We start from the raw sequence: 20590 nt of genomic DNA on the forward strand, positions 1-20590 counted from the left end.
ATTGCGTACTGGCACAGCTTTTGCCACTTTCGTCCGGTCTTTTGCTTCTAGTCCATGGAGGAAACCATGCTTATCAATGCAACCGGCCTGGGTTGGCACAACGTGCAACAGCACAGCAGCAGCAGCAGCAGCAGCAGCAGCGAACAGCCAGCCTTCCAGGCCATCCCCGCGACCGGCAAGGCCGACGCGCAGCAGAACAGCCAGGGCAGCACAGCGCAACAAGGTGCCGAGGACAGCGGCAAGGAGGCGTTTGCCAAGCTGATGGCCAAGCTGCAGAACCCTCGCGCCGATGCTACAGGCCAGGCCCGCACGGCCAAGCAGGAAGCCCCCGATGCCCTGCAGGAGTTCCGCGACTACATGGCCAAGTCACCGGCGCAGAAGATCAAGGAAAAAATGCTTCAGGAACTTGGCCTGACAGCGCAAGAGTACGATGCCCTGCCGCCGGAGCAGAAGCTGATAATCGACAAGCAGATCGCCCTGCGCATCAAGGAAGACACCGAGCTGAAGATCCAGGCCCGTCTTGCGCAGCAGCAGTACCGCGCCCAGGCGCCAGGCATGGTAGCTGAGGTGGCGAACAAGACGACTGAACAGGACATCGAAAAGCGCTATTCCCCCAAGCTTTGAACAATCGACGGCGCGATGAACAGGTGGGGGAAATCTGAAGATGGCGTCCCAGGCAGGATTTGAACCTGCAACCTTCCCCTTAGGAGGGGGATGCTCTATCCAATTGAGCTACTGAGACATGCGAGCCGCCAGCGAACGCTGTACGACGGGACGGCGAGCATGTTAACCAGCATGCCGCCGTTTGTCATGCCTCAATCGGGCAAATTGCATGTGGGGTTTTTCGCAAGGCTCGACCGGATTATCCCCTGCTCGCCCAGCAAGCGGAGCAAGGCGCGCAACGCTTCTGCCAATGTAGCCGAATTGTCCAGCACATGGACGTCGGCATCATAGGCTTGCAGCCGGTCGTTGCGGGCCAGCCGCTGCTCGATGTCCTCGAGGCTTTCCCGCCCCCTGGCGAGCAAACGCTCGCGCAAGACCTGGGGCGATACCGCCAGGCCCACCGCCAGCAGGTCGGGATAACGGCGCCGGGCAGCCGCCAGGTGACCACGGGAGCCGTTGATCAGCACCGACTTGCCGGCGTCAAGCCACCGGTCGACCTGGATGGGAATGCCATAGCGCAGGCCATTGGCCTGCCAATCCAGGGCAAACGCCCCGGCTTCGTGCATGGCCTGGAACTGCGCCTCGCTCACGCCGTGAGCGTCTTCGCCCTTGGCCTCGGCGGAACGGGTGATGACCCTGCGGGCCACTTCCACCCCGCCCGCGCGCAATGGCTCACGGGCGGCATCGATCAGGGAATCTTTTCCCGCGCCAGACGGTCCTATGAGCAATATCACTCGTGCGCTTGAGATCATCCCGTTGCTTGCGTCATATTGCATAGCCACTATGCTCAATGTGAAGGAAACCCGCAAATTGTAAGCTTTTCCCTTGGCGTTTGTTGCTTATTACCAGATTTTGACGACAAACGTCTGACACTGCCGAACACGGATGTATGTGAAACTTTTCAAACCAGTGCTCATTTCTGATAATTGGTACTGGCAAAAAGCCTTTATCCGGCTCACTATTTGTCACAGAATTGACGCCAAGGAAACGGCGACCATGAGGCAAGATGAACACCCAAAATCACATCACGGTTGAACATTTTGTCGTCGCCGCGGTCGTACTTCCACCGTGCGGCCAATTTGAGAACCGCTTCCCCTGAACCAGAACAACCGGTCAATTTATATGCGCCCAATGAAACAGGCTATCTATTCGAGCCGCACCGCTGACAAGTTCGTCGTTCGCCTGCCAGACGGGATGCGTGAGCGCATTGCCGAGGTAGCGCGCAACCATCACCGCAGCATGAACTCCGAGATCATCGCACGCCTGGAACAGAGCCTTATCCAGGAAGGTGCGCTGGGCGACGAGCTGAGCATGCGCCTGGACAGCCCAGAGCTCAGCCTGCATGAACGCGAGCTGCTGCAGCGCTTCCGCCAACTGTCTCACCGCCAGCAGAACGCCCTGGTCGCCCTCATCGCTCACGATGTGGAAATGGCCGCAGACGCGTCCTGATCGCGCTTTACCGCCGCACACAAAAAAGCCAGCGCAAGCTGGCTTTTTTGTGGGTGCTACATTCTGCCTTGGCTTCTGCAGCGGCCTTGCTGGGGCGCCGGGCCGGTCGCACTGGGCTGGCAACGCAGGCCCAAGACCTGCGCATCATACAGAACTGCCGGGGCTGCTCGCGACACAAGGCCGCTCCTACAGGGATCGCACAGCCTTCAAGACTGCGCTGTACTGCTGCGGCAAAGGCTGCGGCAACAGGCTCAGAGCAGGAACACCGTGGCCAGCCCCAGGAAGATGAAAAAGCCGCCACTGTCGGTCACCGCAGTGATCATCACGCTGGAGCCCATGGCCGGGTCGCGACCCAGGCGGGTCAGGGTCATCGGGATCAACACCCCCATCAAGGCGGCCAGCAGCAGGTTGAGGGTCATGGCGGCAGTCATCACCAGGCCCAGCGACCAACTGCCATACAGCCAGAACGCCACCGCACCTATCACTCCACCCCAGATCAGGCCATTGATCAGCGAAACCGCCAGCTCCTTGCGCATCAGGCGGCTGGTATTACCCGGCGAGACTTGGTCCAGGGCCATGGCGCGGACGATCATGGTGATGGTCTGGTTGCCCGAGTTGCCACCGATACCCGCCACGATCGGCATCAGCGCGGCCAGGGCGACCAGTTTTTCGATGGAGCCTTCGAACAGGCCAATGACCCGCGACGCCACGAAGGCGGTAATCAGGTTGATGGCCAGCCACGCCCAACGGTTGCGCAGCGATCGCCAGACCGAGGCGAAGATGTCTTCCTCTTCGCGCAGACCCGCCATGTTGAGCACTTCGCTTTCGCTCTCCTCACGGATCAGGTCGACCATCTCGTCGATGGTCAAACGACCGATGAGGCGATCGCTCTTGTCTACCACCGGCGCGGAAACCAGGTCGTAACGCTCGAACGCCTGGGCGGCATCGTAGGCATCTTCCTCGGGATGGAAGGTCACCGGGTCATTGGCCATGACCTCCGCAACTTTCTTGTCCGGGTCGTTGACCAGCAATCGCTTGATCGGCAGCACGCCCTTGAGCTTGCCGTCGTAGTCGACCACGAACAGCTTGTCGGTATGCCCCGGCAGCTCCTTGAGTCGGCGCAGGTAGCGCAACACCACTTCGAGGCTGACGTCCTCACGGATGGTCACCATCTCGAAGTCCATCAGCGCGCCGACCTGCTCCTCGTCATAGCTCAGGGCCGAACGCACGCGCTCGCGCTGCTGCGCATCGAGGCTTTCCATCAGCTCATGGACAACGTCGCGCGGCAGCTCCGGCGCCAGGTCGGCGAGTTCGTCGGCGTCCATTTCCTTGGCGGCGGCCAGCAGCTCGTGATCGTCCATGTCGGCGATCAGGGTCTGGCGAACGGCGTCGGAAACTTCGAGCAGAATATCGCCGTCGCGGTCCGAGCGGACCAGCTGCCAGACCGTCAGGCGGTCTTCCAGCGGCAGGGCTTCGAGGATATAGGCGATGTCGGCGGGGTGCAGGTCATCGAGCTTGCGCTGCAACTCGACGAGGTTCTGGCGGTGGACGAGGTTTTCCACCAGGTCATGGTGGTGACCTTCCTGACGGTGGGTCAGGTCCTCGACTACCCGCTGGCGCTGCAGCAGTTCGATCACCTGGGCCAGGCGATCCTGCAGGCTTTCCTGAGCTTTCTTTACTTCGATTTCGGTCATAGGCGAACTCCACTCCCAGCAGCGGAGCACGCCGGGAGAATCAATCGGTCAGATCTTGCGGTATGAAGCGCGTTAAGGAGTAACTACTGGGTAAGTCCATGGTGGGATTCCACAAGCCCCGGCGGGGCTGACGGGCGCAATCATACACTGTGTAAGCTGTCGGATCGCTTAAATTTTTTGGCCAGAACAATCGTTTGCGTGATAAAGCTATGACAACGCTCGAAGCCAACAGTGCGACGGCGGGCCTGGTGCAAAAAGCACATCGCATTCAGTACCCCGAACAATTAGCGGCTGACCTCGACCTGCAGGCGCCAGCCTTGCTGGCCAACCAGGCGACACGATGGTTGGGCACCGGCTGCGCCGGTGGTCGCCGGCAAGGCCGGCTCCTACACAGACCGCGAGACCTCTACAGAAAAGCGTAGATGCACATCCGTGACAATTCAGCGCGCCAGAAAAACAAAAAGCCCGCTCAAATGAGCGGGCTTCTTGATGTATGGCGGACTCAGGAGGATTCGAACCTCCGACCGCTCGGTTCGTAGCCGAGTACTCTATCCAGCTGAGCTATGAGTCCGTGGGGTAGTTTTAGACCAGGTTACCACTGGTGGGTTGAAGCCGCCTTGCAAGCAAAGCCACTTCAAAAGTGGCGGACTCAGGAGGATTCGAACCTCCGACCGCTCGGTTCGTAGCCGAGTACTCTATCCAGCTGAGCTATGAGTCCGTGGGGTAGTTTTAGACCAGATTACCACTGGTGGGTTGAAGTCGCCTTGCAAGCAAAGCCACTTCAAAAGTGGCGGACTCAGGAGGATTCGAACCTCCGACCGCTCGGTTCGTAGCCGAGTACTCTATCCAGCTGAGCTATGAGTCCGTGGGGTAGTTTTAGACCAGGTTACCACTGGTTGATTGAAGTAGCCTTGCAGGCAAAGCCACTTCAAAAGTGGCGGACTCAGGAGGATTCGAACCTCCGACCGCTCGGTTCGTAGCCGAGTACTCTATCCAGCTGAGCTATGAGTCCGTGTCTTGCTGCTGCAGGTCGCTCAAACGTTTTAGCCGTTTACAGCGCCCTGCGCGAATAATGGCGGTGAAGGGGGGATTCGAACCCCCGATACCCTTATGAGGTATACTCCCTTAGCAGGGGAGCGCCTTCGGCCACTCGGCCACCTCACCGCAACACGAGGCGAATATTAAACACACCCTTCCTCGTTTGCAACCCTTTTTTTGAAAAAAACTTCAAAAAAATTAAAGGCTTGGCTCCTCGTCCTTCTCTTTCTTGATCCGCAGGTAGATTTCCTCACGGTGAACGGCCACTTCTTTAGGCGCGCTCACGCCAATACGCACCTGGTTGCCTTTGACACCCAGGACCGTCACGGTGATCTCACCGTCACCAATGATCAGGCTCTCGGCGCACCGACGAGTCAGAATCAGCATAGTTTTCTCCTCACATGAATCTTCAGGGACAACAGTCTTTAAAAGCAGGGCCTGGCCGGGGACGACGGCCAGGGCCCAGGTCAACCCGCCAATGGCGCCTGGACAGGGGCACCAGCAGCGGCCAGAAACGCGAAGGGCGCGGCAAGCCGCGCCCCTCCAGGCAGCGTGTCACTCACCCTGTCGGGCGGGAGCGTCGAGTTCGAACGCGGTGTGCAGCGCACGAACGGCCAGCTCCAGGTACTTCTCTTCGATAACCACCGAGACCTTGATCTCGGAGGTGGAGATCATCTGGATGTTGATGCTCTCCTTGGCCAGGGCTTCGAACATGCGGCTGGCAACCCCCGCGTGGGAGCGCATGCCGACGCCGACGATCGACACCTTGGCGATCTTGGTGTCGCCGACCACTTCACGCGCGCCGATCTCGCGGGCGGTGTTTTCCAGTACGCTCAGCGCCTTCTCGTACTCGTTGCGGTGCACGGTGAAGGTGAAGTCGGTGGTGTTATCGTGCGAAACGTTCTGCACGATCATGTCCACTTCGATGTTCGCGGCGCTGATCGGGCCGAGGATCTTGAAGGCAACGCCAGGGGTGTCCGGGACGCCACGAATGGTCAGCTTGGCTTCATCGCGGTTGAAGGCGATACCGGAAATGATCGGCTGTTCCATGGATTCCTCTTCATCGATGGTAATGAGGGTACCCGGACCCTCCTTGAAGCTGTGCAGCACGCGCAGCGGGACGTTGTACTTGCCGGCAAACTCCACCGAACGGATCTGCAGCACCTTGGAGCCGAGGCTGGCCATTTCCAGCATCTCCTCGAAGGTGATCTTCTCCAGGCGCTGGGCCTGGGGCACGACACGCGGGTCGGTGGTATAGACGCCGTCGACATCGGTGTAGATCTGGCATTCATCGGCCTTCAGGGCCGCCGCCAGGGCCACGCCGGTGGTGTCGGAACCGCCACGACCGAGGGTGGTGATGTTGCCGTGCTCGTCGACCCCCTGGAAACCAGCCACCACCACCACGCGCCCGGCCTTGAGGTCGGCGCGGATCTTCTGGTCGTCGATCTGCAGGATGCGCGCCTTGTTGTGCGCGCTGTCGGTGAGGATGCGCACCTGGTTGCCGGTGTAGGACACCGCCGGCACGCCGCGCTTCATCAAGGCCATGGACAGCAGGGCGATAGTGACCTGCTCGCCGGTCGAAACGATCACGTCCAGCTCACGCGGCTCCGGCTTGTCGGAGATCTGCTTGGCCAGGTCGATCAGGCGGTTGGTTTCCCCGCTCATCGCCGACAGCACGACCACCAGGTCGGTGCCTTGCTCGCGGAATTTCTTGACCTTGTCGGCAACCTGCTCGATCCGCTCGATGGAACCGACAGAGGTACCGCCAAATTTCTGTACGATCAACGCCATTTCAAAGGTGCCTCAGCCCACAAGGGCCCCAAAAAACAATCCAACATGAAGCGGCCGGTGACTAGACCACCGGCCGCCCCATCTCAAAGACCCTGCTCGGCGAACGGCACGGCCAGGGCCAGGGCCTGGTCCAGCGCGGCGACGTCGACGCCACCCCCCTGGGCCATGTCCGGACGACCACCGCCCTTGCCACCCACCACTGCAGCGGCTTGCTTCATCAGATCGCCAGCCTTGAGTTGGCCGGAGAGGTCCTTGGTCACGCCAGCCACCAGCACGACCTTGCCCTCATGCTCGCTGCCCAGCAGGATCACTGCATGGCCGAGCTTGTTCTTCAGTTGATCGACGAGCGCCAGCAGGGCCTTGCCATCCTGCCCATCCAGGCGGGCGGCGAGAACCTTGGCACCCTTGACCTCAACGGCCGCGTTGGAGAGATCATCCCCGGCGGCGCTGGCGGCCTTGGCCTGCAGCTGCTCGAGCTGCTTTTCCAGCTGGCGGTTGCGCTCGAGCACAGCCGACAGCTTGTCGATCAGGTTGTCGCGATTGCCCTTGACCAGTTGCGCGGCTTCCTTGACCTGCTCCTCGGCAGCGTTCAGGTAGGCCAGCGCGGCGGCGCCGGTAATCGCTTCGATACGGCGCACGCCAGAGGCCACGCCGCCTTCGCTGGTGATCTTGAACAGGGCGATGTCGCCGGTACGCTTGGCGTGGATACCGCCGCACAGCTCGACGGAGAAATCACCGCCCATGCTCAGCACGCGCACGGTGTCGCCATATTTTTCGCCGAACAAGGCCATGGCGCCCTTGGCCTTGGCGGTCTCGATATCGGTCAGCTCGGTTTGCACCGGCGTGTTCTTGCGCACCTCACGGTTGACGATGTCTTCCAGGGCCTTGATCTGCGCAGGCGTCACCGCCTCGAAGTGGCTGAAGTCGAAACGCAGGCGCTGGCTGTCGACCAGCGAGCCTTTCTGCTGCACGTGCTCGCCCAGGACCTGGCGCAGCGCTTCGTGGAGCAGGTGGGTGGCCGAGTGGTTCAGCGAGGTGGCGTGCTGCACGTCGGCATCGACCTTGGCCTCGACCGGCGAGCCGATGACCAGCGCGCCGCTGGCGACCACGCCGTGGTGCAGGAAGGCGCCGCCGGTCTTGGTGGTATCGCGCACGTCGAAGCGCGCAGCGCCCGCCTGCAGGTAGCCGGTGTCGCCGACCTGGCCACCGGACTCGGCGTAGAACGGCGTGCGGTCGAGCACGACCACGCCCGCCTCGCCTTCGCCCAACTGGTCGACCGACTGGCCATCCTTGTACAGGGCGACGATCTTGCCCTGGCCTTCGGTGGCGTCGTAGCCGAGGAAGTCGGTGGCGGTGTCGACCTTGACCAGGCTGTTGTAGTCCATGCCGAAGGCGCTGGCGGAACGGGCTCGCTCACGCTGGGCCTCCATCTCGCGCTCGAAGCCGGCTTCATCGATGGTCAGCTCGCGTTCGCGGGCGATATCGGCGGTGAGGTCCATGGGAAAGCCGTAGGTGTCGTACAGCTTGAACACCACGTCGCCCGGTACCACCTTGCCCTGCAACTGGGCCAGGTCCTGCTCGAGGATGCGCAGGCCTTGCTCGAGGGTCTTGGCGAACTGCTCTTCCTCGGTCTTGAGCACGCGCTCGATGTGCGCCTGCTGGCCCTTGAGCTCTGGGAAGGCTTGGCCCATCTCGGCCACCAGCGCGGCGACGATCTTGTGGAAGAAGCTGCCCTTGGCGCCCAGCTTGTTGCCGTGGCGGCAGGCGCGACGAATGATGCGGCGCAGCACGTAGCCGCGGCCTTCGTTCGACGGCAGCACGCCGTCGGCGATCAGGAAGCCGCAGGAGCGAATGTGGTCGGCGACCACTTTCAGCGACGGCTGGTCATCGTTGCTGCAGCCAATGGCTTGGGCAGCGGCGGCCAGCAGGCTCTGGAACAGGTCGATCTCGTAGTTCGAGTGCACATGCTGCATCACCGCACTGATGCGCTCCAGGCCCATGCCGGTATCCACCGACGGCGCCGGCAGCGGGTGCAGGACGCCGTCGGCGGTGCGGTTGAACTGCATGAAGACGTTGTTCCAGATCTCGATGTAGCGATCGCCGTCCTCTTCCGGCGAGCCGGGTGGGCCGCCCCAGATGTCGGCGCCGTGGTCGTAGAAGATCTCGGTGCACGGGCCGCACGGGCCGGTGTCGCCCATGGTCCAGAAGTTGTCGGAAGCGTACGGCGCGCCTTTGTTGTCACCGATGCGCACCATGCGCTCGGCCGGCACGCCGACTTCCTTGGTCCAGATGTCGTAGGCTTCGTCGTCGCTGGCGTAGACGGTGACCCAGAGCTTTTCCTTGGGCAGGTTCAGCCACTTGTCCGACGTCAGGAAAGTCCAGGCGAAGGTGATGGCATCGCGCTTGAAATAGTCGCCGAAGCTGAAGTTGCCCAGCATCTCGAAGAAGGTGTGGTGGCGGGCGGTGTAACCGACGTTTTCCAGGTCGTTGTGCTTGCCACCGGCGCGCACGCACTTCTGGCTGCTGACCGCGCGAGTGTAGGCGCGCTTTTCCTGGCCGAGGAAGCAGTCCTTGAACTGGTTCATACCGGCGTTGGTGAACAGCAAGGTCGGGTCATTGCCCGGGATCAGGGAGCTGGAGGCGACGCGAGTATGTCCCTGCTCTTCGAAGAAGCGGAGGAAGGCTTCACGGATTTCTGCGCTTTTCATAGGTTCTTCCACGGAAACGGCGGTCACACGTCGAATCGACGAAACGACGGCAAAGGGCGCCATTATATCCAGCCTGAGCGACGGTTGCAGTGGGTTTATAAGAGGAAACCGTCAATCAGGGATGAAATGACCTTCATTTGCGCTGTCCGCGCCCTCGGCGCGGGATTGATTTATGTAGTGCCGATACAGCGGCCTGCTCTCCAAGAATGGCCACACCCATTACGTGAAGACGGAGCACGCATGTCCAGCACTGACAGAATCAAGATCGGCACGACCGCCGAGCACATTCACAGCACCCATGACCTTCCCTACGAGGACGCGACCCTCAGCGTGGAGCTGCTGCCACCGCCGCCGATCCCGGCCAGCCCGGGCCTGTTGATCAGGGTGAAGATGCAGGGTGTGCGACTGAACATCGATCGCGGCGTGGACGGTGTGTCCCTGAGCCTGCCAAGCGCCTACTACTTCATTGCGCTGGACGAGCGCGAGCCCGTGCAGATCTGTACCGGTGACGGCGATGACACCATAGCCCTGGTCGCGCAAACCGGCACTGCGGTCGCCGTGCAAACCGGCGCGGGCGACGATGTGATTGTTGGCAGCACGGGCACGAATGGCAATATCGTGGTCGATGCCGGCCCGGGCAACGACCGCATGGAAGTGTCAGGCGCCGGTATCGCAACACTGTATGGTGGCAGCGGCAACGATGTGATGCGCGCTAGCACTGCACAAGCCAGCCTGTTTGCGGGCACTGGGGATGACATCATCGAAAGCCAAGGCGCCGCGATCATCAGTGCGCCAAGTGGCACGAACCACATCACCTGCGTGGTCGGTCGCGACCAGGTGTACAGCAATGCCGATTCCCAGATCATCGCCAGCAGCGCTGGCGTCGCCCTCCCCACCACAGGCGCCCATGCCGGCTATCAGGCGATCACCATCGAGGGCGACACCGCCTATCGTAGCCGCGTGAGCGATCTGCTCGCACTGCTGGTCACCACCACGGCGGGCAATAAACTACTGACAAGCCTCGACGCAAGCGGCGCCCAGATAACCATCAAGGAAATCGGTTCGCTGGACAACGCCTACTACAAGCCCGACGGCGTGCTTGGTGACCCCACCGTGCGCGGCATCGACCAGCCAGGTGACAGGCTGCGGGTCGGCATGATCGGTTTCAACCCCCTTGCGCAAAGGCCCCACACACCTGCTGCAGTGATCCTGTTCCACGAACTCTGCCATGCCTGGAACCACGTCAACGGCACGGTCTTGCCAGAGCACGAAAACCAGGTCACCGGCTTGCCAACGGCGCACAGCTTCGATTTTGACGGTGATCCCGACACCCCGCCCAGCAACACCAACCCGGACCCGTTCAACGAAAACGCGCTTCGCCACGAACTCGGCCTGCCACGGCGCAATACCTACTGACAGGCCAGCACCCCATTATCCAAGCTGTCCGCCCTTGTCAGGGACGACCAGAATCCCCGCCCTCAGGCCATTCTTGACCTTGGGGTTGGGGAAGATGATCCGCGCCCCCTCCTCCTCGACCACCCAGCGCGTCTCGGCCAGGTCTTCGGCCAGCAGGTAGCCCTTGCTCAGCTCGGAGAAGTTCTCGATGTCCGCCGGCAGGTGCAGGTGGAAGCTGTCGCTGTGCTTGATGATCTCGCGGGCGACGCTGAACAGCTTGAGGCCGTCCAGGCTCTGTTCGGTCTGGGGCTCGGTGTTTTCGATGAGGTGGATCAGGCGCGCTTCGAGCTTGTCGAGGTTGACTTGCTCGTTCTGCCCGAAGGGGCGGGCCTTGCCCAGCTCCAGGGTGAAGGCTTCGGCGTCGAGCTGTTCGTAGGTGAACGCGCTGAAGGTGATCGACGACTTGCTCTGCAGCAGCACCGCCTCCATGCCGGCCGCCGCCAGGCGGGCCAGCTCGCGACGGGAGTGCTTGCGCCCTTCCTTGTAGGGATACAGGGCGAACTGCTCGATCTTCGAACCGCGGATGGCGGTATGCAGGTCGTAATGCAGGCGCGCGCGCTCGGGCTTGCTGAAGAACACCCGGGCGAACTGCTCGAGCTCGGCGGCGCGCAGCGCCTCGAAGCCGCTGGAAAGCTCGTGTCGACCATTGAACAGGCGGTTGATGTCCTGTTCGATGAAGCGCTCGCCCTTGCGGATCGCCGGCGGATTGCCAAACAGGAACAACACCCGCGCGCGCGGCTTGATGGAGCCATCGGCCACACCGTGCAGGAGTTTTTCCAGCAACTCGATCGGCGCCGTCTCATTGCCATGGATACCGGCCGACAGCAACAGGTCGAGGCCACTGTCCTCGGCCTCGGGCGGACGCACTTCCAAGGCGCCCTCCCCCAACCAGCGCAAACGCACGCCCCTGGGCGTCACTTGGGTCTTCTCGGCCGGTTCGTGATCGGTCAGGGTCAGCTCAAGCAGTTTGCCAAGGGCGAGCATGGGCGCTTCCTTAGTGGTGGTGGCCGCAGTCCGGGCCGTGGACGTGGTCGTCGTCACCGGCATCGGCCGGCTCCATTTCCAGTTGCAGGCTGACCAGGTTGGTAGCCATCGGGCGCAGCAGCAGGTTGGCGTACTCGGTGTCGTCTTCCTCGACATCCACGCCGATCAGCAGTTGGCCGCGGCCATCTTGCTGAATCCATACTTCCTTGCCTTGCCAGACCACGGCAAAGCGGGTGCAGGAGGTTTCCAGCTGGGTGCCGTCTTCATCTTCCAGGATCAGGCGCAGGGCGTCGGACATTAGGGTGTTCTCTCTATCAAGGTTGGCGTTGGAACGGATAGACCGAGCCCAGCTTGAGAATCTGGGTCAGCTCATCCAGTGCCGTGCGGCATTCCACCAGCAACTGCGGGTCGGCCAGGTCCGCCTCGCCCAGGCGATCGCGGTAGTGCTTGTCGACCCACTGCACCAGGGTGTCGTACAGCGAGGCGGTCATGATAACGCCTTGGTTGACCGCCGCCAGCTCCGATTCCTTCAGCGCCACGCGCAGGCGCAGGCAAGCCGGGCCACCGCCGTTCTGCATGCTCTGCTTGAGGTCGAACACCTTGACCTCGCGCACCGGGCCGCCTTCGCAGGTCAGCTGGCCCAGGTACGCCCAGACGCGCTCGTTGTTGCGGCACTCCTCCGGCACCACCAGCAGCATCGAGCCGTCGGCGCGGCTGAGCAGTTGGCTGTTGAACAGGTAGGAACGCACCGCGTCCTCCACCGTCACCGCCGAACGCGGCACGCAAATCGCCTGGAACTGGCCTCCCTTGCTGGCCAGTTTAGCTTGCAGTTGACCAAGCACCGCGTCGGTCTCGAGGAAGGCGTCCTCGTGGTAGAACAGCACCTCGCCGTTGCCCACCGCGATCACGTCGTTGTGGAACACGCCCTGGTCGATCACCGCCGGGTTCTGTTGAGCGTAGACCACGCCGTCGTCGCGCAGGCCGTGCAGGCGAGCGACGGCCTGCGAGGCCTCCAGGGTCTGGCGCGCCGGGTACTTCTGCGGCGCGGGGTAGCGGCTGTCGAAAGCGCTGCGGCCATAGACGAAGAACTCGACCCCGGCATCGCCGTAGGCGCGGCAGAAGCGGGTATGGTTGGCCGCGCCTTCGTCACCGAACTGCGCCACGGCTGGCAGCGCGTCATGGTGGGCGAAGACCTTGTCATTGTTGAACATCGCGCCGAGCACGCGGCTGGTGGTCGGGTGCTCGATGCTGCGATGGTACTTGCAGTTGAGGTTGGCGGCGGTGAAATGCACGCGACCGTCGGCCGTGTCGGCACTCGGGCTGACGGTAGCGGCGTTGGCCACCCACATGCTCGATGCCGAGCAACTGGCGACCAGCAGCGGCATGGCCTCTTTTGCGGCACGCTGGATCACTTCGGCATCGCTGCCGGTGAAGCCCAGGCGACGCAACGCAGCGACATCCGGGCGCTCCTGCGGCGCCAGCACGCCCTGCTGGAAGCCCATTTCCATCAGCGCCTTCATCTTCGCCAGGCCCTGGCGCGCGGCTTCGCGCGGGTTCGACCCCTGCTGGCTGTTGCTCTGCGAGGCCACGTTGCCGTACGACAGGCCGCCGTAGTTGTGGGTCGGCCCCACCAGGCCATCAAAATTCACTTCGTAGGATTTCATCGGCAAGGCTCCGAGACCTGTTGTTATAGGGTGACGCCCGGCGTCAGGGTCGCCGGCAGTGCAAGGCTCGCGGTCTCCAGCGAAGCCACGGGGTAGGCGCAGTAGTCCGCCGCGTAGTAGGCGCTGGCGCGGTGGTTGCCGCTGGCGCCGACACCACCGAAGGGCGCGCTGCTGGCGGCGCCGGTCAACTGCTTGTTCCAGTTGACGATGCCGGCGCGGCTGCGCAACCAGAAGTGCTGATAGCGGGCGTTGGAGTCCGACAGCAGGCCAGCGGCCAGGCCGTACTGGGTGTTGTTGGCTTCCTCGATCGCCGCGTCGAAGTCGACATAGCGGATCACTTGCAGCAACGGGCCGAAGAATTCTTCGTCAGGGCGCCCAGCCACAGTGGTGACATCGATGATGCCTGGCGTGAGCAAGGCGGCCCCGGCTTGCGGCTGGGTCATTTCCAGCAGCGCCACGGCACCCTTGCTGATCAGCTGGGCCTGGGCGGCCAAAAGCGCTTGGGCAGCTTGCAGCGAGATCACCGAGCCCATGAACGGCGCGGGCTGCTGGTCGAATGCGCCGACACTGATGCCGCGGCTGACCTCGACCAGGCGCTGGATGAGCGAATCCCCCCATGCGCCCTGCGGCACCAGCAGGCGACGAGCACAGGTGCAGCGCTGGCCGGCGGAGATGAAAGCCGACTGGATGATGGTGTAGACCGCGGCGTCGAGGTCCTTGACCTCGTCGACCACCAGCGGGTTGTTGCCGCCCATCTCCAGCGCCAGGATCTTGTCCGGACGACCGGCGAACTGCTGGTGCAGCAGGTTGCCGGTGCGACTGGAGCCGGTGAAGAACAAGCCGTCGATACCTGGGTTGGCGGCCAACGCCACGCCGGTTTCGCGGGCGCCTTGAACCAGGTTGAGCACTCCGGCCGGCAGGCCGGCTTCGACCCAGCACTTGACCGTCAGCTCAGCGACCTTTGGTGTCAGCTCGCTAGGTTTGAAAACTACGCAGTTGCCTGCCAGCAGCGCCGGAACAATGTGTCCGTTGGGTAGGTGGCCGGGGAAGTTGTACGGGCCGAACACCGCGACCACGCCATGGGGCTTGTGGCGCAGCACGGCGGTAGCGTCCGCCAGCGGGCCGCTCTTCTCACCGGTACGCTCACGGTAGCTCTGCACCGAAATGGCGACCTTGTTGACCATGCTGGTCACTTCGGTGGCCGATTCCCACAGTGGCTTGCCGGTTTCTTCGCCGATGCAGCGCGCCAGCGCCTCGGCATTGGCCTTGAGCTTCTCGGCAAAGGCCTCCAGCACGCCGATGCGCGCCTCCAGGCTCAGCGACGCCCAGGCCGGAAACGCCTGACGGGCGGCCTGCACGGCGGCATCGACCTGGACAGCATCGGCGCCCTGCCCTTGCCAGACCACTGCCTGGGTGACGGGATTGAGCGATTGCAGGGCTTCGCCCTGGCCTGCCTGCCATTGGCCGGCGATGTAATGCGTGTTCATTTACTGGGCCTCCCGGCTGGCGGACACAGGCACCGCGCGCACATTGTCACCCGCGCCCAGGCGCAGGCGCTTGGCGGTCTGCGGATCGACCACCAGGGTGCCGGCGGCGAGGCGCGCCGGTGCGGCGGTGATGCGGCAGTCTTCGCGCTTGCGGTTGTGGATGATGTAGGGGGTGGCGTCGTCGCCCGGGGTGCCGACGGCCAGCACCAGGGTCTCGCTGTCACGCACGGCGCGGATTTTCGAGGTCTCGCACTCGATGGCCGGGCCTGCATCGAAGATGTCGACGAAGCCCTGGTAGTTGAAACCTTCGCGCTTGAGCATGGCCAGCGCAGGCTCGGTGTCTGTGTGCACGCGGCCGATGACATTGCGCGCGGCCTGCGAAAGGAAGCAGGTGTACAGGGGGAACTTGGGCATCAGTTCGGCAATGAACGACTTGTTGCCCACGCCGGTGAGGTAGTCGGCCTGGCTGAACTCCATCTTGAAGAAGTGCCGGCCCAGGCTCTCCCAGAACGGCGAACGGCCCTGCTCGTCGGACATGCCGCGCATCTCGGCGATGATCTTGTGGCCGAACAGCTCGGGGAATTCGGCGATGAACAGCATCCGCGCCTTGGACAGCAGGCGACCGTTGAGGCCGCTGCGATGGTCGCTGCGCAGGAACAGCGAGCACAGCTCGGAGTTGCCGGTCAGGTCGTTGGCCAGGAACAGGGTCGGGATCTCGCGGTAGATCTTCAGCTCCTGCGAAGCGCTGACGGTCAGGCCGACCCGGTAGTTGTACCAGGGCTCGCGCAGACCGACGGCGCCGGCGATGGCGCTGATGCCGACCACCAGGCCTTCGTCGTTCTCCAGCACGAACAAGTAGTCGGTATCCCCGCGCTCAGCCTCGCCACGGAAGCTTTTCTCGGCCCAGCCAACCCGCTGACCAAGGCGCTCCTCGTTGGCCGGGAGCGTGGTCAGACCAGTGGTGCCGGTGCTGCGAGCCAATTCGATCAGCGCGGGTAAATCGCTGCTGCGTACAGGACGAACGATCATGCTATCTCCTTGTGCGGCGGCCTGCGCCTGCCGCGAAACTCTCTGTTGCGGCTAATCAGACCGCGACCAGGCGCACGCTGGCGCCTTCGCCGACACCCAGGGCCTCGACGGCCTCAGTGCTCAGGCTCACCGGCTTGCCCGGCACCCAGTCCAGCTCCAGCAGCACCGCGCGGTAGTCCTGCAACTGGCCGTTGCACACCAGGTACGGGCGACCGCCCTTGGCCGGGGCGTCGTCGAGCTTGACCGGCACCACGCGGCTCTGGGCGATCGAACGGATGCCCGAGGTGCGCGCATGCAGGGTCGGGCCACCGTCGAAGATGTCGATGTAGTGCTCGGTCTCGAAGCCTTCGCGCATGAGGATGTCGAAGGTGATCTGCGCCCGCGGGTGCACCTGGCCCATGGCCTCTTGCGCGGCGTCGTCCAGCAGCGGCACGTAGATCGGATAGTGCGGCATCAGCTCGGCGAGGAAGGTGCGGCTCTTCAGGCCACACAGGCGTTCGGCGTCGGCGTAGTTGAGGTCGAAGAAGTTGCGCCCAATGGCATCCCAGAACGGCGACTCGCCCTGTTCGTCGCTGAAACCGACGATTTCGGTGACCACCGAATCGGCAAAACGCTCGGGGTGCGCGGCCATGAACAGCAGGCGACCGCGCGAGTTGAGCTCGGCGAAGGCGCTGTTGACCAACTCCGGCAGCACGTAGAAGCTGGTCAGCAGGCTGTTGCCGGTGAGGTCATGGCACAGCGACAGGACGTGGATCTTGTTGTGGATCTTCAGCTCGCGCGAGGCGTGTACGAAGGTCTCGTTACGGAAACTGTAGAACGGCTCGGAATAGCCGGCCGAGGCGACGATGGCCGAGCAGCCGACCAGCTTGCCGGTGGCGCTGTCCTCGAGCACGAAGAAATAGCTCTCCTCGCCATTGAAGCTCACTTCGGCGGCGAACGAGGTTTCCGAGGCGGCGATCTTGTCGCCCAGGCGAGCGGTGTCATCCGGCAGCGAGGTGACACCAATGGGGCTGTCGGCAGCCATGCGCTGCACTTCGTTCAGATCCGCCATTTGCGCGGGGCGCATCACCAGCATGGTGTCACTCCTTTCGGGAAAGCGCGCCGATCACATCGGCACGGAAAAACGACGGGCACGCGCCACTACCTGCAAGCAGGCCCGTACTGGAATTCAGGTATCGCCGACCCAGGCCAGAACCCGGGCCGGCGAAGGGCGGATCAGCCTTGCGTCAGCTTGCGCACGGCGCGCTCGAAGCGTGCCAGGCCTTCGTCGATGTCGGCGTCCTCGACCACCAGGCTCGGGGCGAAGCGCACCACGTCCGGGCCGGCCTGCAGGACCATCACGCCTTCTTTTTCGGCGGCGTTGAGGATGTCCTTGGCCTTGCCCTTCCAGGCGTCACTGAGCACACAGCCGATCAGCAAGCCAACACCGCGCACCAGGGTGAACAGGCCGGTTTCCTGGCCAAGCTGCTCCAGGCGGACCTTGAAGCGCTCATGCTTGGCCTTGATGCCCGCCAGGGTTTGCGGCGTGTTGACCACATCGAGCACGGCGCAAGCGACGGCACAGGCCAGCGGGTTGCCACCGTAGGTGGTGCCGTGGGTGCCGACGGCCAGGTGCTTGGCCAGCTCGCTGGTGGTCAGCATGGCGCCGATCGGGAAACCGCCGCCCAGGCTCTTGGCGCTGGTCAGGATGTCCGGCGTCACGCCGTAGTGCTGGTAGGCGTAGAGCGAGCCGGTGCGGCCGACGCCAGTCTGTACTTCGTCGAAGATCAGCAGGGCATTGTGCTCGTCGCACAGCTTGCGCGCGCCTTCAAGATAGGCTTTGTCGGCCGGAACCACACCGCTCTCGCCCTGGATGGGTTCGATGACCACCGCGCAGGTCTTGTCCGAGATCTGGGCCTTGAGCGCTTCCAGGTCGTTGTACGGAACGTGGCTGATGCCGGTGATTTTCGGGCCGAAACCGTCGGAGTACTTGGGCTGCCCACCGACACTGACGGTGAACAGGGTGCGGCCGTGGAAACTGTTCACGGTGGCGATGATTTCGTGCTTTTCAGGGCCGAAGCGGTCGTGGGCGACACGACGGGCCAGCTTGAAGGCGGCCTCGTTCGCTTCCGCGCCGGAGTTGCAGAAGAACGCGCGCTCGGCGAAGGTCGCGTCCACCAGCTTGTGCGCCAGGCGCAAGGCCGGTTCGTTGGTGAAGACGTTGGAGACGTGCCAAAGCGTATTGGCCTGCTCGGTCAACGCCTTGACCAGTGCCGGATGGCAGTGACCCAGGGCGTTCACGGCGATGCCGCCGGCGAAGTCGATCAGCTCGCGACCCGACTGGTCCCAGACGCGGGAGCCCTCGCCACGCACGGGAATGAACGCCGCAGGGGAGTAGTTCGGCACCATGACCTGGTCGAAATCGGCACGTTGCACCGGGGCTTGCTCAACGGACATCTGAGTCTCCTGAAGAGGAACGCTGGCCTGGAAGTGGCGAGCGATGGAGGGATTGTAAGGACTGATCGACGCCTGTCCTTGCTGCCAGGCGACAACTTGTTACAGCGCCAAACCCTGTTTTTGCAAGGTTTTCGGCAATGCGACAAACAGTGTCGCAATCGCGCAGTGTACGGGAGAGAGCAAGCTGGGTGAACGGATGTTCACACGATAAAGAAAGGCCTGGGTGCAGGGCATCAGTTTTGTGTTGTCGCGAAAACCGAGCGCCGCCCGCGCGGCGCTCGATCTAATCACCCCCGCAAAAGCCGAGGCATGCACCCTGGATGAATCAGCTGCGCTCGGCCGGCGCCGAACTCAGCTCGAACGGGCTGCTGCTGCGGCGCTGGTTGCGGTCCTCGCGCGGCGTGGCGCCGAAGAAGTTGCGGTACGCGCTGGAGAAATGCGGCCCGGAGGAAAACCCGCAGGACAGCCCGATCTGGATGATCGACTTGCTGGTCTGCATCAGCATCTGCCGCGCCTTGTTCAGGCGCAGCTCAAGGTAATACTGGCTGGGCACGCGGTTGAGGTACTGCTTGAAGATCCGCTCCAGTTGGCGCCGCGACACGCACACATGCTGGGCGATCTCGTCAGTGGTCAGCGGCTCTTCGATATTGGCCTCCATCAGCAGCACCGCCTGGGTCAGCTTCGGATGGCTGGAACCCAGGCGGTTCTGCAGCGGAATGCGCTGGCGCTCGCCCCCCTCGCGAATACGCTCGACCACCAGCTCCTCCGATACCGCACCGGCCAACTCGGCACCGTGGTCGCGGGCCAGCACCGCCAGCAGCAGGTCGGTCACCGCCATGCCGCCGCAGGCCGTCAGGCGGTCACGGTCCCAGTCGAACAGGTGGCTGGTGGCGATCACCTTGGGAAAGCGCTCGGCGAAGTCATCCTGCCAGCGCCAGTGCACCGCGGCGCGGTAGCCATCGAGCAGGCCCAGCGCCGCCAAAGGGTACACCCCGGCGGACAGCCCACCGATCATGCAGCCGCCACGCGCCAGCTGCTTGAGCGCGCTCGACAGCGCCGAGCCGACGGCCGCCGGCGGCTCATCGGCCAGCAGGAACAGCTTGTGACAGCCCTCCAGGCGACCGTTCCACGCCTCGCCCGGCAAACGCCAGGCACCTTCCTGGGTCGCCTCGGCCTGCAGGTAGGCGAGCTCGTAGACCACATCCGGATGCACCCGCTGGGCCACCAGCAACACCTCTTCCGCCAGCGCCAGGGTCAGCGGCTTGGTGCCGGGCCAGATGAGAAATCCGATTCGCTGGGTGGTCATAGGGCGTGGTCCAAAACCTGGAAAGGAAGGTTCGCGCTCGTGGCGCCGGGGCATGCAACGTGCGTTGCGCAGCATGCCCCATCATGGTGCAAAAGTGCAGCCTTTACTTGAGGCTGCCAGACAGGAACTGCTTGAGGCGCTCGGATTGCGGATTGACCAGCACCTCGCGCGGGCAGCCGCGCTCTTCGACCAGGCCCTTGTGCAGGAACACCAGCTGGTTGGAAACTTCGCGGGCGAAGCCCATCTCGTGGGTGACCACGACCATGGTGCGGCCTTCCTGGGCCAGCGACTGCATGACCTTGAGCACATCGCCCACCAGCTCCGGGTCGAGCGCCGAGGTTGGCTCGTCGAACAGCATCACTTCAGGCTCCATGGCCAGGGCACGGGCGATGGCCACGCGCTGCTGCTCACCGCCGGACATGTGCCCGGGGAAGGCATCCTTGCGATGGGCGACGCCCACCTTGGCCAGGTAGTGCTCGGCCTTTTCCAGCGCTTCTTTCTTGTTCACGCCCAGCACATGCACCGGCGCCTCGATGACGTTCTCCAGCGCGGTCATGTGCGACCACAGGTTGAAGTGCTGGAACACCATCGACAGGCGCGAGCGCATGCGTTGCAGCTGCTTGGGGTCGGCGGCCTTCAGCGCGCCGTCCTTGCCGGCCACCAGCTTGAGCTCTTCGTTGTTGAGCAGGATCTTGCCCGCGTGCGGCTGCTCGAGCAGGTTGATGCAGCGCAGGAAGGTGGATTTGCCCGAGCCGCTGGAGCCGATGATGCTGATCACGTCGCCCGCCTTGGCTTCGAGGGAGACGCCCTTGAGCACCTCGTGGCTGCCGTAGCGCTTGTGCAGGTCTTGGATTTGCAGTTTGTACATGCTGTCGGTTCTCACAGA

General features: G+C 63.3%; 17 protein-coding genes and 6 tRNA genes. 3 read left to right on the forward strand and 20 right to left on the reverse strand.

Annotated features, from left to right (window positions below):
- Window positions 1-66: 66 nt before the first annotated feature.
- Window positions 67-624 carry a hypothetical protein gene (locus KSS95_RS20225; protein WP_217849075.1) on the forward strand — a complete coding sequence of 186 codons (558 nt, stop codon included), beginning with the start codon at window positions 67-69 and terminating at the stop codon, window positions 622-624.
- Window positions 625-665: 41 nt separating this feature from the next.
- Here the strand turns inward: KSS95_RS20225 and KSS95_RS20230 are convergent.
- Both KSS95_RS20230 and phnN read right to left on the reverse strand, forming a co-directional pair.
- A tRNA-Arg gene (locus KSS95_RS20230) sits at window positions 666-742 on the reverse strand.
- A 73-nt stretch (window positions 743-815) separates the two neighbouring features.
- On the reverse strand, window positions 816-1439 hold the full coding sequence (gene phnN, locus KSS95_RS20235; protein ID WP_217849077.1) for a phosphonate metabolism protein/1,5-bisphosphokinase (PRPP-forming) PhnN: 624 nt from the start codon (window positions 1437-1439) through the stop codon (window positions 816-818).
- A gap of 346 nt (window positions 1440-1785) precedes the next feature.
- On the opposite strand from phnN, the gene KSS95_RS20240 reads away from it, so the two are divergent.
- Window positions 1786-2112, forward strand: coding sequence for an Arc family DNA-binding protein (locus tag KSS95_RS20240; RefSeq protein WP_003254499.1), 327 nt, complete (start codon window positions 1786-1788; stop codon window positions 2110-2112).
- 251 nt (window positions 2113-2363) lie between these two features.
- Here KSS95_RS20240 and mgtE read toward each other — a convergent pair whose 3' ends face one another.
- The 9 genes from mgtE to alaS form a co-directional block, all read right to left on the reverse strand.
- Window positions 2364-3806 carry a magnesium transporter gene (gene mgtE / locus KSS95_RS20245; RefSeq protein ID WP_217849079.1) on the reverse strand — a complete coding sequence of 481 codons (1443 nt, stop codon included), beginning with the start codon at window positions 3804-3806 and terminating at the stop codon, window positions 2364-2366.
- Between the two features lie 494 nt (window positions 3807-4300).
- A tRNA-Arg gene (locus KSS95_RS20250) sits at window positions 4301-4377 on the reverse strand.
- A gap of 70 nt (window positions 4378-4447) precedes the next feature.
- A tRNA-Arg gene (locus KSS95_RS20255) sits at window positions 4448-4524 on the reverse strand.
- 70 nt (window positions 4525-4594) lie between these two features.
- Window positions 4595-4671, reverse strand: a tRNA-Arg gene (locus KSS95_RS20260).
- A gap of 70 nt (window positions 4672-4741) precedes the next feature.
- Window positions 4742-4818 (reverse strand) — tRNA-Arg (locus KSS95_RS20265).
- A gap of 61 nt (window positions 4819-4879) precedes the next feature.
- A tRNA-Ser gene (locus KSS95_RS20270) sits at window positions 4880-4970 on the reverse strand.
- 72 nt (window positions 4971-5042) lie between these two features.
- A complete protein-coding gene (gene csrA, locus KSS95_RS20275) occupies window positions 5043-5231 on the reverse strand; it encodes a carbon storage regulator CsrA (RefSeq protein WP_003254503.1) in 189 nt (62 codons plus the stop codon).
- A gap of 168 nt (window positions 5232-5399) precedes the next feature.
- Window positions 5400-6635, reverse strand: a complete 1236-nt coding sequence (locus KSS95_RS20280) for an aspartate kinase (protein ID WP_217849081.1) — start codon at window positions 6633-6635, stop codon at window positions 5400-5402.
- A gap of 83 nt (window positions 6636-6718) precedes the next feature.
- Window positions 6719-9343 (reverse strand): alanine--tRNA ligase, encoded by a 2625-nt coding sequence (gene alaS, locus KSS95_RS20285; RefSeq protein WP_217849082.1) that lies wholly within the window; start codon window positions 9341-9343, stop codon window positions 6719-6721.
- A 240-nt stretch (window positions 9344-9583) separates the two neighbouring features.
- On the opposite strand from alaS, the gene KSS95_RS20290 reads away from it, so the two are divergent.
- Window positions 9584-10759, forward strand: a complete 1176-nt coding sequence (locus KSS95_RS20290; protein WP_217849084.1) for a M91 family zinc metallopeptidase — start codon at window positions 9584-9586, stop codon at window positions 10757-10759.
- Between the two features lie 15 nt (window positions 10760-10774).
- Here KSS95_RS20290 and astE read toward each other — a convergent pair whose 3' ends face one another.
- From astE to KSS95_RS20335, 9 genes are all read right to left on the reverse strand, one after another.
- On the reverse strand, window positions 10775-11782 hold the full coding sequence (gene astE, locus KSS95_RS20295; protein WP_217849086.1) for a succinylglutamate desuccinylase: 1008 nt from the start codon (window positions 11780-11782) through the stop codon (window positions 10775-10777).
- 10 nt (window positions 11783-11792) lie between these two features.
- Entirely contained in the window at window positions 11793-12080 is a 288-nt protein-coding gene (locus KSS95_RS20300; RefSeq protein WP_134690889.1) for a topoisomerase II, read from the reverse strand.
- A gap of 16 nt (window positions 12081-12096) precedes the next feature.
- Window positions 12097-13446, reverse strand: coding sequence for an N-succinylarginine dihydrolase (gene astB / locus KSS95_RS20305; protein ID WP_217849088.1), 1350 nt, complete (start codon window positions 13444-13446; stop codon window positions 12097-12099).
- A gap of 23 nt (window positions 13447-13469) precedes the next feature.
- Window positions 13470-14933 carry a succinylglutamate-semialdehyde dehydrogenase gene (astD, locus tag KSS95_RS20310; protein WP_217849090.1) on the reverse strand — a complete coding sequence of 488 codons (1464 nt, stop codon included), beginning with the start codon at window positions 14931-14933 and terminating at the stop codon, window positions 13470-13472.
- Window positions 14934-15962: an arginine N-succinyltransferase gene (astA, locus tag KSS95_RS20315; RefSeq protein ID WP_217849092.1), complete on the reverse strand. Its 1029-nt coding sequence runs from the start codon at window positions 15960-15962 to the stop codon at window positions 14934-14936.
- Window positions 15963-16017: 55 nt separating this feature from the next.
- Window positions 16018-17037 (reverse strand): arginine/ornithine succinyltransferase subunit alpha, encoded by a 1020-nt coding sequence (aruF, locus tag KSS95_RS20320; RefSeq protein WP_217849094.1) that lies wholly within the window; start codon window positions 17035-17037, stop codon window positions 16018-16020.
- Between the two features lie 140 nt (window positions 17038-17177).
- Complete coding sequence (locus KSS95_RS20325) at window positions 17178-18398, reverse strand: aspartate aminotransferase family protein (protein WP_217849096.1); 1221 nt, start codon at window positions 18396-18398, stop codon at window positions 17178-17180.
- Window positions 18399-18723: 325 nt separating this feature from the next.
- Window positions 18724-19704: a transcriptional regulator ArgR gene (gene argR / locus KSS95_RS20330; protein WP_217849098.1), complete on the reverse strand. Its 981-nt coding sequence runs from the start codon at window positions 19702-19704 to the stop codon at window positions 18724-18726.
- A 103-nt stretch (window positions 19705-19807) separates the two neighbouring features.
- On the reverse strand, window positions 19808-20572 hold the full coding sequence (locus KSS95_RS20335) for an ABC transporter ATP-binding protein (RefSeq protein ID WP_011534967.1): 765 nt from the start codon (window positions 20570-20572) through the stop codon (window positions 19808-19810).
- Between the last annotated feature and the right edge of the window lie 18 nt (window positions 20573-20590).

Origin of the sequence: Pseudomonas muyukensis, assembly GCF_019139535.1 — a bacterium.
Lineage (GTDB): Bacteria > Pseudomonadota > Gammaproteobacteria > Pseudomonadales > Pseudomonadaceae > Aquipseudomonas > Aquipseudomonas muyukensis.